Annotated in this window: 14 protein-coding genes, 1 tRNA gene and 1 riboswitch; of the genes, 7 read left to right on the top strand and 8 right to left on the bottom strand. The window is 54.6% G+C overall.

Features of this window, described 5'->3' with window-relative positions; all coding sequences use genetic code 11:
* On the bottom strand, positions 1-576 hold the full coding sequence (locus tag U2949_RS02180) for a TMEM165/GDT1 family protein (RefSeq protein ID WP_009456260.1): 576 nt from the start codon (positions 574-576) through the stop codon (positions 1-3).
* Positions 577-754, bottom strand: a riboswitch (yybP-ykoY riboswitch).
* Positions 755-844: 90 nt separating this feature from the next.
* Between U2949_RS02180 and U2949_RS02175 the strand changes: the two genes are divergently transcribed.
* Positions 845-2,407: a glycosyltransferase family 39 protein gene (locus tag U2949_RS02175; RefSeq protein WP_321285889.1), complete on the top strand. Its 1,563-nt coding sequence runs from the start codon at positions 845-847 to the stop codon at positions 2,405-2,407.
* 5 nt (positions 2,408-2,412) lie between these two features.
* Here the strand turns inward: U2949_RS02175 and U2949_RS02170 are convergent, their stop codons facing one another.
* Positions 2,413-3,321 (bottom strand): LysR substrate-binding domain-containing protein, encoded by a 909-nt coding sequence (locus tag U2949_RS02170; protein ID WP_009456252.1) that lies wholly within the window; start codon positions 3,319-3,321, stop codon positions 2,413-2,415.
* Positions 3,322-3,446: 125 nt separating this feature from the next.
* Between U2949_RS02170 and U2949_RS02165 the strand changes: the two genes are divergently transcribed.
* Positions 3,447-4,073, top strand: a complete 627-nt coding sequence (locus tag U2949_RS02165; protein WP_026483011.1) for an FMN-dependent NADH-azoreductase — start codon at positions 3,447-3,449, stop codon at positions 4,071-4,073.
* Between the two features lie 295 nt (positions 4,074-4,368).
* Here U2949_RS02165 and ribA read toward each other — a convergent pair whose 3' ends face one another.
* Positions 4,369-5,040 (bottom strand): GTP cyclohydrolase II, encoded by a 672-nt coding sequence (gene ribA / locus U2949_RS02160; protein ID WP_035274490.1) that lies wholly within the window; start codon positions 5,038-5,040, stop codon positions 4,369-4,371.
* A gap of 310 nt (positions 5,041-5,350) precedes the next feature.
* On the opposite strand from ribA, the gene U2949_RS02155 reads away from it, so the two are divergent.
* Both U2949_RS02155 and U2949_RS02150 read left to right on the top strand, forming a co-directional pair.
* Complete coding sequence (locus tag U2949_RS02155) at positions 5,351-5,863, top strand: hypothetical protein (protein ID WP_039941590.1); 513 nt, start codon at positions 5,351-5,353, stop codon at positions 5,861-5,863.
* Positions 5,864-5,944: 81 nt separating this feature from the next.
* Positions 5,945-6,643: a cytochrome b/b6 domain-containing protein gene (locus tag U2949_RS02150; protein ID WP_026483014.1), complete on the top strand. Its 699-nt coding sequence runs from the start codon at positions 5,945-5,947 to the stop codon at positions 6,641-6,643.
* A gap of 153 nt (positions 6,644-6,796) precedes the next feature.
* On the opposite strand, the gene U2949_RS02145 is transcribed toward U2949_RS02150, so the two are convergent.
* Positions 6,797-8,443 carry an ABC1 kinase family protein gene (locus tag U2949_RS02145; RefSeq protein ID WP_321285881.1) on the bottom strand — a complete coding sequence of 549 codons (1,647 nt, stop codon included), beginning with the start codon at positions 8,441-8,443 and terminating at the stop codon, positions 6,797-6,799.
* Between the two features lie 257 nt (positions 8,444-8,700).
* Between U2949_RS02145 and ypfJ the strand changes: the two genes are divergently transcribed.
* A complete protein-coding gene (gene ypfJ / locus U2949_RS02140; RefSeq protein WP_321285879.1) occupies positions 8,701-9,552 on the top strand; it encodes a KPN_02809 family neutral zinc metallopeptidase in 852 nt (283 codons plus the stop codon).
* Positions 9,553-9,627: 75 nt separating this feature from the next.
* A tRNA-Lys gene (locus U2949_RS02135) sits at positions 9,628-9,703 on the top strand.
* Positions 9,704-9,856: 153 nt separating this feature from the next.
* On the opposite strand, the gene U2949_RS02130 is transcribed toward U2949_RS02135, so the two are convergent.
* The 4 genes from U2949_RS02130 to U2949_RS02115 all read right to left on the bottom strand — a co-directional run bounded on the left by U2949_RS02130 (position 9,857) and on the right by U2949_RS02115 (position 13,372).
* Positions 9,857-10,516 (bottom strand): CatA-like O-acetyltransferase, encoded by a 660-nt coding sequence (locus U2949_RS02130; RefSeq protein WP_407654148.1) that lies wholly within the window; start codon positions 10,514-10,516, stop codon positions 9,857-9,859.
* A 71-nt stretch (positions 10,517-10,587) separates the two neighbouring features.
* Positions 10,588-11,892: an MFS transporter gene (locus U2949_RS02125; RefSeq protein WP_257722765.1), complete on the bottom strand. Its 1,305-nt coding sequence runs from the start codon at positions 11,890-11,892 to the stop codon at positions 10,588-10,590.
* 36 nt (positions 11,893-11,928) lie between these two features.
* Positions 11,929-12,807 (bottom strand): TauD/TfdA dioxygenase family protein, encoded by an 879-nt coding sequence (locus U2949_RS02120; protein WP_026483019.1) that lies wholly within the window; start codon positions 12,805-12,807, stop codon positions 11,929-11,931.
* A gap of 88 nt (positions 12,808-12,895) precedes the next feature.
* Positions 12,896-13,372, bottom strand: a complete 477-nt coding sequence (locus U2949_RS02115) for a MarR family winged helix-turn-helix transcriptional regulator (protein WP_052362886.1) — start codon at positions 13,370-13,372, stop codon at positions 12,896-12,898.
* Between the two features lie 1,464 nt (positions 13,373-14,836).
* Between U2949_RS02115 and glnK the strand changes: the two genes are divergently transcribed.
* On the top strand, positions 14,837-15,175 hold the full coding sequence (gene glnK, locus U2949_RS02110) for a P-II family nitrogen regulator (protein WP_009456229.1): 339 nt from the start codon (positions 14,837-14,839) through the stop codon (positions 15,173-15,175).
* Position 15,176 lies beyond the last annotated feature (1 nt).

The following is a 15,176-nucleotide window of genomic DNA, read 5'->3' as shown; positions in this document are numbered from 1 at the left end:
CTAAAAGCCCAGGCTTTCAGCCCCGCCCAACAAGGCCAGCACGCCCAGGACGGCAAAGATACAGGCAGCAATCCGGTGTACCAACTGAGTCGGCAAACGGCGAGCAATGCGCTCACCAAACAGCACAGCGGGTGCATTGGCCAACATCATGCCCAAAGTCGTGCCCAGCACCACCAAACCGAACTCTTGATATTTAGCGGCCAAAGCAACCGTCGCAATCTGTGTCTTGTCGCCCATCTCGGCCAGGAAAAATGTCACCAGCGTGGTGCCAAAAACACCAAAACGGGTACGGGTGGCTTCGGCATCATCGATCTTGTCAGGAATCAGAATCCAGATGGCCATGGCCAGAAAGGAAATACCCAGCACCCAACGCAGCACTTCAGGATCCAGCAAAGCGGGAACCCAAGCACCAATGGCGCCAGCCAGACCGTGATTAACTAAGGTTGCTATGAAAATAGCGAGAATGATGGGCCAAGGGCGTTTGTAGCGGGCTGCAAGAATAAAGGCCAACAACTGGGTTTTGTCCCCAATTTCTGCCAAGGCAACCACACCCGTGGAGATAAACAACGCTTCCATAACAACTCCTGGCCGGATAAGAGACAGATGACCACAAACCCTCCCGGCCAAACGCGAAGGTCCATGGTCAAAAGTCTTGCCAGGCTAAGTTGCTATCAGCGCCATGACCCTGTGTAGGCCAAGTATGTTGACGCTGATCTTCGGTAAACCGAAGCGGCTACTCCCTAATGACGAAGCGCATCGTAGCCCAGATTAAGACGCCTGTCCAATCAGGGCTTTTCAACGCACAAGAAGTACACTTGCTTATTTTCACGCTTTCACCAGACGCATGACTGCCCAAAACCCAGCATCGGCTCAGCCCAACACCTACCAGCGCTATGTGCTGCTGTATCTGTTATTCATGATTTTGCTGTGGACCGTTTTGATGGCAATTAGCCACAAGGCACCTGACCTGGACGGCATGGAAGAGTTGGTCTGGTCGGCCAGTTTCGAGCTAGGCTATTTGAAGCATCCGCCCTTTCCAGCGTGGGTGATGGCTGCCTTGACCAGCATAGTCGGACGCCCGGCATGGCTGACCTTTGCCGCGGGCATGACAGCTTCGGTGCTGGGGCTATGGTTTATCTGGAAACTGGCTTGCGAATTTCTGAATCCCGAACGCGCCTTCATGGTCTTGCTGATCAGTTCTGTCAGTATTTACTTTTCCTTGCGCGGCACCATTTTCAATCACAATACGGCACAACTGTGGTCCGTAACCGCCGCGACCTGGTTTTTCTATCGCGCCAGCCGGGATCAAAAACCGGCCGACTGGTTATGGCTGGGCGCCGTCGCTGCGCTGTCTACGGTCACCAAATACAGTGCCGTGATTCTGTTCACCGCTTTCTTTTTGTATTTCCTGCGCAGCGGTATGTGGCGTCAGCGGCAGACCTGGATAGGGCTGGGCTTGGCCCTGCTTGCCTATGTGCTGGTCTTGTCACCCCATCTGTACTGGCTGGTAAAGCACGACTTCGCCCCCTTCCGCTATATGGACGGTTCGCTGGAAACGCATACCCGTTGGGAAGCCTACAAGGAGCTGCTGGCGTTTAGCCTGGACCAGCTGGGACGACTAAGCCCCATGGTTGTGGCCATGATTGCGCTAGGCATCTGGAATCGTCGCGACAGGAAAAAGCAGGTCCCATCCGATGCAGCCCTGCAAAACAAGCAGCGCTATGCCGATGATATTTCCCGCAGCGACAAGCAATTCCTGCTGTGGGTGGGCCTGACTCCCATCATCAGCACGGTCTTGATTTCAGCCATTATGGGCACCCGTCTGGTCGCTTCCTGGGCCACCACTTTTTTTGTTTTGTATGGCTTTTTTGCTCTTTGGGTCATGCACGGCAAGGACAAGATCCAGCTGCGGCGCGTGGCTATTATTGTGATCGTGTTGCAGATATTGCTGGCATCGGGCTACGCCTTGGCCCGTGGCCCATTAGCCTGGTATAAAGGTCGGGACTCTCGCTCCACCTTTCCCGGCCCGGAAGTGTCTGCTCAAATGCAAACCATCTGGAACGAACACATGCCCGGCATCCCACTTAAAGTCGTAGTAGCCGATACCTGGCTAGGCGGCAATATTGCCGTTCATGCCGGCCAGGATGTGATGGTCTTTATTGATGCTGACCCGGCTGCTTCCCCTTGGCTGACACTACCGCAGGATATGGAGTGCGGCGCTCTGATTGTGTACAGCATCCAGACCCGTGGGAAACCTCCTGCATCCTTGCTCCAGCTGTACGAGCAAGCCCCTATCAAGGGGCAGGCCGAGCAGCGCTGGTCTTCCGAGCGCAGTCCCATGATTGATCTGAACTGGGCCATTCTGCCCGCACAAAGCAGTTGCCCCTTTACAGCCACCGCCCGCTGAATCACTTAAATTTTGGGGTGATGCACTGGCAGTTGCTCACCCAGATAATCCAGAAAATGTCGTACCGCCGGGGCCATGCCTCGGCGGGAAGCAAACACAGCGTGAATAATCCCCGGCAAGGGCGCCCACTGTGGCAATACCTGCACCAGGCGTCCGGCTTTCAAGGCCTCGCAACACATATAGTCGGGCAAGATACCCACGCCTATGCCCTGCTCCACCCCTTCACGCAACGTCAGCAAATCCGAGGCCATATAGCGCGGCCTGTGAGTTACCGTCAGGCTGGCGCCCTCGGGACCATACAGCTCCCATTCGTTTTGACCTTGTCGGGCCGACATGGCCACCGTAGGTAATTTCACCAAATCAGCCGGGCCGCGCACCGGATCAAAACGCGCCAGCAGTTCAGGCTGAGCAACCAGAATCGCCCCTGTCTCACCCAGACGCTTGACGATATAGCTCGCGCTATCACTTAGGGTGCTGCGCACTCGCAAAGCCACATCAATCCCGTCCGCCACCGGATCAACCACCCGGTTGCTGACTTCCACCTCCAGCTCAACCTGAGGGTAGCGAATCAGAAACTGTGCAAACACGGTCGACAAGACCGTATGGGCCAAGGTGACCGGACAACTGATACGCAAGAGACCACGTGGTTCTTGCTGCACTTGAGCCACCGCAGAATACGCAGCTTCGGCCTCGTCACGCATGGCCTGGCAATGGCGCAGGAACACCTCTCCAGCAGGGGTCAGAGACAGGCTGCGCGTGGTACGTTGCAGCAGGCGCACACCGACTTCAGCCTCAAGACGGCTAAGACGCCGCGACACTCGCGATGGCGGCATGCCCAAGTGTCGGGCAGCAGCACTAAAGCCGCCACGCTGTACCACTTCGGTAAACAGCACCATGTCATTTAAGTCATACATACAGGGAAGTTTTCCAGGATTACAGACAAAAGTAGAATAATCTTTCTCAGAAAAACCGGCTTATCAAAGGTATGGGCATCAAACATAATGACACCATTCCTTCATCGCTTTGGACACCAAACATCATGAAACTGCTACACGTAGACTCCAGTATCACCGGCGCCAACTCCGTTTCCCGCGAACTTTCGCAATTTGTGGTTGATCAGCTGCGCCAGCAAAATGAGCAAGTCCAGGTGGAGCATGTAGATCTGGCCCTGAACCCGCCACCTCACTTTTCGGCTGACTCCCTGGGCATGCGCCTGGGTCTGGACCCAGCCACCCTGAGCGAGCGCCAGCGTGCCGAGAACGCCATCACCGAACAATACCTGAGCCAGTTCCTGGCCTCCGATGTGGTGGTGATTGGCGCCCCCTTCTACAACTTCACCATTCCTAGCCAACTGAAAGCCTGGATGGATCGCCTGGCTCAAGCTGGCCGTACATTCCGCTACACCAGCAATGGCCCGGAAGGTCTGGCTGGCGACAAAACGGTTTACCTGGTTCTGAGCCGTGGCGGCATCTACTCCGAATCGGAGCAAGGTCAGGCCATGGAACATCAGGAAAGCTACCTGCGTGTAATGTTTGGCTTCATGGGCGTGACGGACTTGCGTATTGTGTATGCCGAAGGTCTGGGCAAAACTCCAGAGCTGCGTGACCAGATTGTAGAGAACGCCAAGGCCAGTGTCAGCGCCTTGCTGGAAAAGAGCCCAGCCTAAGACCGGGGAGGCCTGGCTCGACCAGGCCTTGGCTGCTTAGTTCTGCACAAGCAGGCACCCGCCCCTTCAGCGCTCAAGCCTGACCAAGCAAAGATAAAGCCGGATCCCAATCCCTGTGTGGACATCGGATCCGGCTTTATCTTTTGCATTGCCTGCCAGCAGGCGGCACATCCTGATCGCGCTGAATCTCCACCGGAGAAAAACACAAAGGGCCAATTGATGGCCCTTTGTGTTGATACCGCGATAAGCAGGAGCGGAACCGGAACAGAGTCAATTTCTGCCCGCGCGCCCCTTTTTATTCGTCTGTTTCCAGCCAGTGGCCCAAGCGCAGACGCTTGGTATTCAGGTAAGCCTCGTTAAAGGGATTACCTTCAATTTGATGCGGCACACGCTCCACCACATCAATGCCAATTTCCTGCAGGGTTTTTACCTTGCGCGGATTATTGGTCATCAGACGCAATTTCTGGATACCGACGTGCTCGAGCATATCCTTGCAAATATCATAGCGACGCATATCCGCAGGAAATCCCAGCTTCTCGTTGGCTTCCACCGTATCCGCACCCTGATCTTGCAGGTTGTAGGCACGGATCTTGTTCACCAGACCAATACCCCGCCCTTCCTGGCGCAAATACATCAAAGCACCACGGCCTGCCGTAGCAATACGTTCCAGCGCCAATTGCAACTGAGGGCCGCAATCGCAGCGCAGGCTGAACAAGGCATCGCCCGTCAGACACTCGGAGTGGACACGGGCCAGCACAGGCTCGCCGTCGGCCACATCCCCCAGAGTCAACAAGACGTGTTCTTTTTGATTGCTGCTCTCTACAAATACATGGATTTGGAATACGGCCCAGGGGGTAGGCAAACGGCTGGAGCTGACGTAGTCCAATAAAGCGCCGGGTTTGGCCTGCTGGGCAGCCAGCGTGGAGTCCGATTCTGATGCCAGTGCGGCATCCGGGATGGATTGCATAATGAGTCTCTGCTGCAACGAAGAAATGCGGCTTGGCCCCATCCGGGGCAACCTAGCAATGATAGCCCAATTCACTCCATTTCTTTAAGCCTGAGGCAAGATGCTTTTCAGGACTAATTTCGCCTGTTCCCCTATGACACAGACATGAAACATTCACCTTATGTGCCTATCCTTATAGCGAAAAGTTCTGCGATCCGGTATTCTACGCAACAAGAAAATACATAAAATGTTATGAAACTTACAAATACAGATGATCTATGGCGCTTTGTGTTTTTCACTGAGCCTTGATCATCCTCTTACTTGATTGATCATGCCCGCCACTAAGGTCTTTATTCGTTATGTTGTGATTGGGCTCGGCTTGGCCCTGCAACCGTTTGTCGCCCATAGTGCGGCAAGCCAGACCTGGCCCCAGCCTCCTTCTCAATTAAGTCTGGACAGCCCCTACGGCACCTTGCAAGTGAGCCAGAGCGATTATGTCTATGAAGCACAGCTGCAACTGGACTCGCAAATCATCGCGCCCGAACTCAAGGGCTTGATCAATATTCCCTACGCCTTCAGACAATCCAACAACCAGACAGCGTTGATCTCGGTGGACAACGGCCTGGGAGGTTGCTCGATTTATTATCACTGGGTCACAGTGTCCTCCAAGGGCTATACCGTCTCGCCAGCGTTTGGGTCTTGCAGCGCACAAATTCGAGTACGCCACCAGGGTCAAACCCTGATCATGGAAACCCCCAGCCTGGATAATCCCACCCTGATCGACGAGTACCGTTACGACGGTCGCAAGATCAGTTTGCGCAAGCGCAAACCCCGCGCTCAATAAGAGAAGGAACCCACGGAGGAAAACGGACTCCAAGACAACACTGACTATAATCAGATGTCTTAGTCTCTCCGGATTTTCCCTATGCAAGCCTCCTCGACTCGCCCTTTACTCATCTGGGATCTACCCACCCGCCTGTTCCACTGGCTGCTCGTGATCAGCATCGTGGGCTGTTTTGTGACGATCAAGGCTGGCGGTTTGTGGATGGACTGGCACGTACGCTTTGGCTTGCTGGCCCTGGGGCTGCTGGCATTTCGCCTGGTCTGGGGCCTGATTGGTGGTTACTACTCCCGCTTTAGCCACTTCCTGCCCAATCCTGTACGCAGCCTGCGCTACTTGCGTGACAAACCCGCGGTTTACCCCGGCCACAACCCCATCGGTGCCTGGTCCGTCTGGATCATGTTGATTGTGTTCGGTTTTCAAGCCGTCTCGGGCCTGTTTGCCAATGACGACATTTTCACGACCGGCCCTCTGGCCTATCTGAACAGCGACTGGTCCAAAACCCTGACCGGCCTGCACAAAGCCAATGAATGGATCATGCTGGCCATTATTGCCTTGCATATCCTGGCTATTTTCCTGTATCGCGTGTTGCGTGGTCAGAAATTAACCAGCGTCATGGTCAAGGGCAGCATGCCGGTTCCCGCCGATGCCAGCCTGCCTGCCAGCAAAGACAGCTGGAAAACCCGTTTTCTCGCTCTGATCATTGTGGCGCTGATTGCCTGGGGCGTGTACTGGATGACAGGTCTGGCACCCGTAGGCGGTGGCATGGACGACTTTATGTAAGCCCGACTTATCCCCAGAAGCTGTGAATAAACCTGGGGATAATGCGGGGACTGTTTGGGCTGAGCCGCATTTTTACTAGCCGTCTTTTAAACTGGACGGTGACTAGCCGCTTGAGCACTCTCTGCACAAAAAGCGACGGCCTCAAGAAACTTCTTAGCGCCGTCGCCAAAATCCCCACAAAACCAGAACCAGGCCCAGCACGGCGGCTAATAAACCCGCCCAGCTGAAAATAGTCAGGCCCAGCCATGCGGGACCGCGCGTAACCAGCACCGGACCCAAAATCAATACAAAAGCCGCCGTCACAATCGCAATGGCCAGACGGGTGGCCGCCTTTTCCAGCGATGAGGCCAGACGCGGCATCCCCTCGATTTGAATGCGCGCCGAGATCTTTCCTTGCCGCACCCTATGCATCAACAGACGCAGCAATTGGGGCACATCCATCGCCAACTGCCGCGACTCCAGCAAACTGCGTTGCAGGTCCGCATAAACACGACGTGGCGAGTACTGCGTGCGCATCAAGCCCATAATCACAGGCTGCGCGACTTCGACCACATCAAACTGCGGGTCCAGACGTTTCAGTACACCATCTGCCGTAATAAAAGCCTTGAACAGCAAGGCCAGATCCGGCGGCAGGATCAAATGGTTCTCGCGTGCCAGAGCCATGAAGTCCAGCAAGGCGGCCGAGATGGACAACAGCCCACTGCTTTGTCGGGCTACATAACGCTGGGCACTTTCTTCCAAACGGCTCCAATCAAAATCTTCCGCGCCAGACCAGTCCAGCAAGGTCGTTGCCACCCCATCTGCCTGTCCGTCCACAATCGCCCGTAATAAAACCAGCAATTGCTGACGGCGACGTTCCGTCAAATGGCCCACCAAGCCGAAATCGATAAAGGCAACCTTATTGCCCGGCAAAGCCATCATATTGCCGGGATGTGGGTCAGCATGAAACAGCCCGTCCTCCAGAACCATATGCAGGAAAGCCAAGGCGCCTCGACGGGCCAGCAAAGGACGATCCGCCTCAATGGCTTGCAACTGCGCCTCTTGAATGGGCGAGACCCCAGGCACAAACTCCTGCACCATGACCGTTGCGCTGGTCCACTCCATATAGACACGCGGAACCACAATGTCCTTGAAGGGCTGCATATTCTCGCGTACCGCCAAGGTATTGGCCGCTTCACGCGTAAAGTCCAGCTCATCGGCAATGGCTTCAGCCAAGGCGCGCACAATATCGTAAGGACGATACTCGGGCAGCAAGCCTTGTTGCTGGACCAGGCGGGCAATCTGTTTCAACAAGCGCAAGTCAGCCTGAATCAGTGGCTCCAGACCAGGGCGCTGCACCTTCACCACGACTTCGGTCCCATCCCGCAAACAGGCGCGATACACCTGCGCCATGGAGGCCGAGGCCAGCACCTGGGTGTCAAAGCGCGCAAAGGCTTGCTCAACCGTCTGACCCAAAGCCTGCTCCAGCTCGGGTCGGATCGTTTCCCAAGGCACCGGTGCAGCATGGCCTTGCAGCTTCTCCAGCTCCTGGGTCCATTCCAGCGGCAGCAAGTCGTTACGCGTGGCCAGAATCTGGCCCAGCTTGATAAAGGTGGGGCCTAGCTCTTCCAGAGCACGTCGCAAACGTTCAGGCGCAGAGCGCTCGGGCATTTCTGTCGCTACCGGGGTCTTATTGCCGGGCAGCAGTTCCGACAAGCCCAGGCGATGCATCACATCCCCAATCCCGTATCGAGCAATGACCGCTCCAATGGCACGGACTCGTGCATGGTCGCGCAAGGCCAACAAGGTTCCTCCCAACATACTCGCTCTCCAGTAGGGTACGCCCTGAGAAAAGTAGCATACCGCAGTGTCCGAGTGACTTACTTATCCACATTTTCAGTGGGCAAGCTCGGGGATAGCCCTTGGAAAAGTCACATTAACCCAAACAATTCAATGACTTGTCATGACGGAGTAATTAACGCCCCCTACCAGTTTTCCGATGACAAGAATCGAAAATGCCCCTGCTCTATCCACGGAAATCAGAGTACATTGACGTTTTCCAATTCAAGGAGAGCGTGATGCGTCTGGATAAGTCTCGCTCCAGCCGTAATGTCGAGGACCGCCGTGCCAATGGGCCACGATTGAGCGGCGGCAAGATCGGCTTGGGGACAATTGTGCTGGCCCTGGTGGCCATGTACTTTGGGGTGGATCCCAGTGTGGTGCTGAACCTGGCCGACGGCCCTACCAGCGCCCCACAGTCTCAACCCGTTCCGGCCTCGGATGCACAGGGCCAAACCATTGCCAAGATCCTGGGCGAAACCGAGGATGTCTGGCGTGATGTTTTTGCCAAGCAAACCAATGGCAGCTACCGTGACCCCGTGCTGGTGCTGTACCGGGGTGCCACCCCGACCGCCTGCGGGGCAGGTCAATCTGCCATGGGTCCGTTTTACTGCCCTGCCGATCAAAAGCTTTATATAGACTTGGGCTTTTTCACCGAGATGGAGCAAAAGATGGGCGTCAAGGGCGACTTTGCCCCTGCCTATGTGATTGCGCATGAAGTGGGCCACCATGTTCAGAACCAGTTAGGCATGATGCGTCGTGTCGATGAGGCCCGTCGCAGCGGCTCCGCCTCCCAGGCTCGTCAAGCCTCCGTACGCCTGGAGCTTCAGGCTGATTGCTATGCCGGTATCTGGGCAAATCACGCTGACGCGCAACGCCAGATTCTGGAACCAGGCGATATTCGCTCGGCCCTGGATGCCGCTCAAGCCGTAGGCGATGACACCTTGCAAAAGCAATCGCAAGGCTATGTGGTCCCCGATTCCTTTACCCATGGCAGCTCGCAACAACGCATGGCCTGGTTCATGGAAGGCTATAAAACCGGACAGCTGAAAATGTGCGACACCTTCACACGTCCTGACCCGGCTTCCTGATAAACGTAAAATTATGTAACTGCGTCTTGCGCTAGATAATTTCCGTTCTATAATCTTTTTCTTCGCAGGAAACGGGGGTCGTTAGCTCAGTTGGTAGAGCACTGGACTCTTAATCCATTGGTCGACAGTTCGAGTCTGTCACGACCCACCAAATATCCTGCTGCTTACGGTACACCATGCCGTAACACTGTAAATCAGCCCGCTACTGCAGCGGGCTTTTTTGCGTCTGAACACTATCCCTGAGAAGCTCAAGGGCCCTGCCAATTTTTTAATGGCAGGGCTTGGGGGACAATACTGCACACGGTCAATAGTCGTGGCACCCTTTCTGTAATTCGGTCATGAAGCGGCCCGCATGAAACCCGTCACACACGGCATGATGCAACTGAATGGCCACGGGAATATAAACCTTGCCACCCCTTTCAAAGTATTTTCCTAACGTGACAATAGGGGTGAACAACTTATGCAGGCTCGCAAACTGCATACTGAAGCTGGTGAAGGAAACCCACGGCAAGGCGGAAATATAGAATACGTTTTTTGGCGTGTCAGAGCGGGGAAAGTAACGAGTGTCCTGGCCATACTTTTCCAGATCCCGCTCATACTCGGCAAGAAAGTCCTCTTTCTTCTCGTGGTACGCACTCCAAATGGATGAAAAACTTTCTTGCTGCACGTGCGGGATGGTGTAGCTGGGGTTGAGTCGATCGTAGACAATCAACTCATCGTCCTTCATGGCCATACGAAACTCGGGATGGCGATTAAGGACGGCAGCTACCTCATGGATCATTGCCGGGTAAAACTTGCAGCGCTTGGCCTTCACCCAGTTCAGAAACCCGGTAATTTCAATTTCAACCGTAATGCTGAACGCATTTTGAGCATACGTTTTAAAGACTTCAAAATGCTCACGCCGCCCCCAACTCTCAAGATCGAACTTCTGGTAGCTTGCCATCATCTTTTCCTGAATCTCCATACTGTCTATCCAGGCAAGTGTATAGAAAAATGCGGTAAGCAGTGCCACTCTGCGTTCTTCAAAACCCCGCCTTAAACAGAAGCCGAACCACTCACAGGACTTCCTGCCTTTGCCTGAATCTGCGACAGCGTGCGGGAGGGATCCACCAAGACAAAACCCAGCACGGCTCCCAGCAGCAAAAGTACGGCCGTCAAGGCAAAACCCTGGTGAAAACCGGCAAGACCTGGCTCGGCCTGAATCAGTCTTCCCATCACAATCGGTGCAACCAGACCCGCTGTTGTGGACAAGGAATTGGTGATGGCCAATGTAGAACCTCGCTTTTCAATCGGGCTGATTTGCGCTGAGATTGCCGAACAGAGCACAAAACCGACCTGGGGAAAACTCAAGCCCAAGGCGATCAGCACAATCCCCGCAGTCGGACCCGGCTTCAAGTAAGCGGCCGCCAGCAGGCACAAGGCCCCTGCCAACAAGAAACCTACCGTGACCAGACTGCGTGCCACTCGGGACGAATACCCTTGGCGCAAGAAGCGGTTGGACAGGTAAGAGCCGCCCGACACAATCGGGATTGCCACAAAAATACACAGGGAAAACAGCCATCCAGCCGTGTCCGACGAGAAGTTCAGACCGCGTTGCAAATAAGCGGGCAACCAGGTAAAGACCAACGCAGCACACCAGTACGCTACCCAGTACATCACCAGGTTGCCGATGAAACTACGATTCAAAAGCACAGCACGGTAAGAGCAACGAGACTGCGGCATGTGCTTGTCTGCAGCGGGCGCCGCAGCTGCACTGAGGGGGCCGTCCTTACCCAACAAGGCCCATACCACCAGCCACATCAGCCCTGCTGCCGCTGTCACCCAAAACACCGAGCGCCAGCCATGACTGATGGTCAAATACCCCACCAAGGGACCGGCCAGCAGCATACCTACCTGCCCACCTTGCATCACGATGGCCGTAGGCCAGGTACGTTCCTGATCAGGGAACCACTTGTAGCAAGCATGCAAGGCCAGGGGATAGGCAGGCCCTTCCCCTACTCCCAGCAAAATGCGACAAGCCATCAAGGCAATAATGGTGCTGGCTCCCATAGCTATCGGAACCTGGGCTACAGACCAGATAACGACCAGCCCCACCAGCAGCAAACGCGAGGACACCGTATTGGACACAAAACCCACCACAATGCCCGAGATCGCAAACAGGAAGAAGAAGCTGCCTGCAATGGTGCCAAACTGCTGTGGCCCGATGGCCAGCTCCTCCATCAACGGCACGGCGACCAGACCAAATATCGCCTTATCGGCAAAGTTGATCACCATGAACAAAAACAACAAGAACACCACGACGTAGCGCTGTCCTGGGAAATACTTTTTCTGGTTTTCCATGTCTCCCCCCAACTTGTCAAAAGTACAGCGATACGATCAATAAGGACGGTCACCAATAATGGTGGCTCGGGCCATTTTGCGGGGCAAAGGAAAGTAGTCCTGAACGGCGTAATGCTGGGTGGCCCGGTTGTCCCAAAACGCAATGGTGTGAGGCTGCCATTTCAAGCGCACTTGATACTCCGGGTGACGGGCCTGATCCACCAAATACTGCAGCAGGAAATGAGCACCGCTTTGCAGCTCGGGCATGCCACGGAAAAAGCCGGTTTCAATGTAGTTGGCCAGATGGGTAGTCCAGCTACTGACATACAGAATCCGCTGACCGGTTTCTGGATGAGTACGCACCACAGGGTGTGTCTGCGCTGGAAAACGATCTCGCATTGCCGCCCTGTCCTCCTCAGGAATACGGTCTATGAAACCAGGCAATAAATCGTGCACGGCTTCCAGCTCATGCAAAATATCTTTGATGTGAGGCGGCAAGTTCTCATAGGCCAGTGCCATATTGCACCAGATCGTATCGCCCCCGGCGGGTGGGCATTCAATGCAACGCAGAATGGAACCCATGGAAGGTTCGGCCCGCCAGCTGACATCGCTATGGTAGATATTCTCACGCCCCGGCTGCGTGTTATTGCCCCCCAGCAGCACCAGCTCGGGATAGTCCGGATCGTGTGGAAAAACCGGATGCACTTCCAGCTCACCAAAGCAACGGGCAAATGCAACATGCTGTGCCGCATTCAAAGGCTGGTCGCGAAACACCAGCAATTGATGCTTCAACAACAAGGCGCGCAGCTCCTGTACCTGCGTATCTTCCAGGGGCTGAGTCAAATCGACACCCGCTACCTCGACACCGATAGCGGGCGACATGATTCTGGTTTCCAAGCGGCTGGCTGCGATTGGACTGTCTACGACCTGCGTCATGATTCTCTCCTGAATATTGTTTCGTTTCAAACAAAACAATATTAGCGTGAGAAATATCCAGCACAACTCGGTGATTACCCTTGAGACTTCAAATATGTGCGTCGCCGCTGAAATCGCTGCCAAAGCGCTGGACCATACGGTTCTCCAGGCGCGTCATCATTTCTTTAAAGGAGCTGAGCTCTTCCTGGCTAAGCACGGACGTCAGCTCCTGCTCCAGATCCAGAGCGATGGGCACAATGCGATCGTGCACTTGCTGGCCCTGCTCGGTCAGACACAGCAGATTGCTGCGCATGTCGTTTTCATTATCGCGACGAGCAATTAACTGCGCGGCTGTCAGGCGAGAAACAGCACGACTGACCTTGGCCTTGTCCATGCTGGTGCGCTCGGTCAAACTGCCCGAGGTCAGGGTGCCATAGCGTCCCAGGGTCGCAATGATGCGCCACTCTGGAATAGACAAACCAAATTGCTGCGCATGCTGACGCGCAAAGGTCACCGCAATATGCGAGGCCAGTATTGTGACTTGATAAGGGAGAAAATTCTCCAGGTCCAGGGTGGTTTTTTCCAACTCGCTTCCCAAGGCGCTAGTCCGCTTTCTGTAAGGAGTTTGATCATAGCATCGCCAGGCAATGGCTCCGCCGATTGGCTGCCCAGCTTCTTTTCGATGCAACAAGAAAAAACAGGAGCGGCCTGCCCTGCAGTCATAGTTGTTTACTTTAGCTGCGCCCTAAATCCGATACGCTGGAAGATCACTTTAGTCAGGAGATGTTCATGCTAATTGCTATTGATCCCACCAAAGCGCCCGACACCACTCCTCCCGGCAAAACGCCCAACCCCGAGCCGGATCCTAAAAAGATTCCTGGCAATGAGCCGCCATCCAAAAAATAGTCAAAGGCCAGAGCTTTTGACGCTGGTATTCGCAGGAATTTGAACACTTGCTCGCCATGCGCAGGTCGCATGTCATTACATTGAGATGCGGCCTGAAACGGCTGTCACATTTTCTGCAGTACAGTGAATCGTGGTGATATTTATTACAAACCATCACCCTACGCCGATTGGCAAGCCAGTTTGCAAACGCTATTACATCAACCACAAAATTATTTGAGGAGCATTGTATGGCCCAGCTAGATCGAGGCACCATGTGCATCATGTGCCAAACCCTTCCACTATCGCAACCCAACGCTCAACGACATCCTTACCTCAAACCCATCAGACGAGTCGATGACACTGACGAACAAAGCACCGAGAGTCTGTATCACTGCACTGTTTGTCACACCCATTGGCTATACCAACGCGACAAATGGGACGCCTGCCTGGGATTCAAATTATGGCAAGGCGGTCTGCAGGCATTTAACCGGCGGCATGTACCGCTTACCTTCCCCACTCAGAGTACAGACAGCAAAAAAACCAGAAAGCACAAAGGTCCTGAGCTGCTCTCTTGATCCTCGCTAGTCACAGAACTAGCTATATCGATACACGGGCAGCGCTGACAGGCGGGCTGCCCTGTGGATCCTCCTGGCGCCCTGCCATTCAAACACAGCAATTCCAGCATGAACTGGTCTGTTCTGCCTACTCTGCAGCCGGACATTTTTCTGAACTGAATGTTGCAAAGTTAAGACTATTAAAAAAAAATGCGCACTTGTTGCGCCGCAACATATATTATTTTTCCATAGTCGTTGTTCCTGCGGTGGTGAGATGAGCGGAGACAGGCGTCACAGAGCGCTGCTGTTATCTCGCTGCCCACCGACTAGGCAAGACCGGGGTCACGTGCCTAGCTAGCTTACTCGCCTTGCCGGAATTGTGTTGCTCTTCAACCTACAACACAGGTCCGCTTGCCTACCACTTGCGTTCGCGCTGTCGCACACCCTGCTGACAGCCGGAGAGTCGCTCAAACCGGCGTTGCCCGGTTGCACTCAAGCCATCCACCAGGATTACCCATCCCGGTCGGCCCCCTCTCAACCGTCTCCTACCCCTCTCGGTGTTCCATTGCATCCGCAAGGCCAGCTTGCCTGTGTTTACTTCAGGAACACCTATGAAATTGATTACCGCCATCGTCAAACCCTTCAAGGTTGACGAGATACGCGAAGCCCTTTCCGATCTGGGCATACAGGGGATGACGCTTACCGAGGTCAAGGGATTTGGTCGCCAGAAAGGCCACACCGAGCTTTACCGCGGTGCGGAATATGCAGTCGACTTCCTGCCCAAGATCCGCATTGAACTGGCTATTCCCGACGAGCAGTTGCAAAGCGTTCTGGAGGCCATTCAAAGCAGTGCCCGCACCGGACGTATTGGTGACGGCAAGATCTTTGTCCAGCCGCTGGACCATGTCATCCGCATCCGCACCGGCGAATGCGATGAGCAAGCCCTGTAAT

Source organism: Alcaligenes phenolicus (genome assembly GCF_032063905.1).
Taxonomy (GTDB): Bacteria; Pseudomonadota; Gammaproteobacteria; order Burkholderiales; family Burkholderiaceae_B; genus Alcaligenes; species Alcaligenes phenolicus.
The sequence above is the reverse complement of the archived record's forward strand: the minus strand, read 5'-3'. Positions and strand labels throughout refer to the sequence as shown.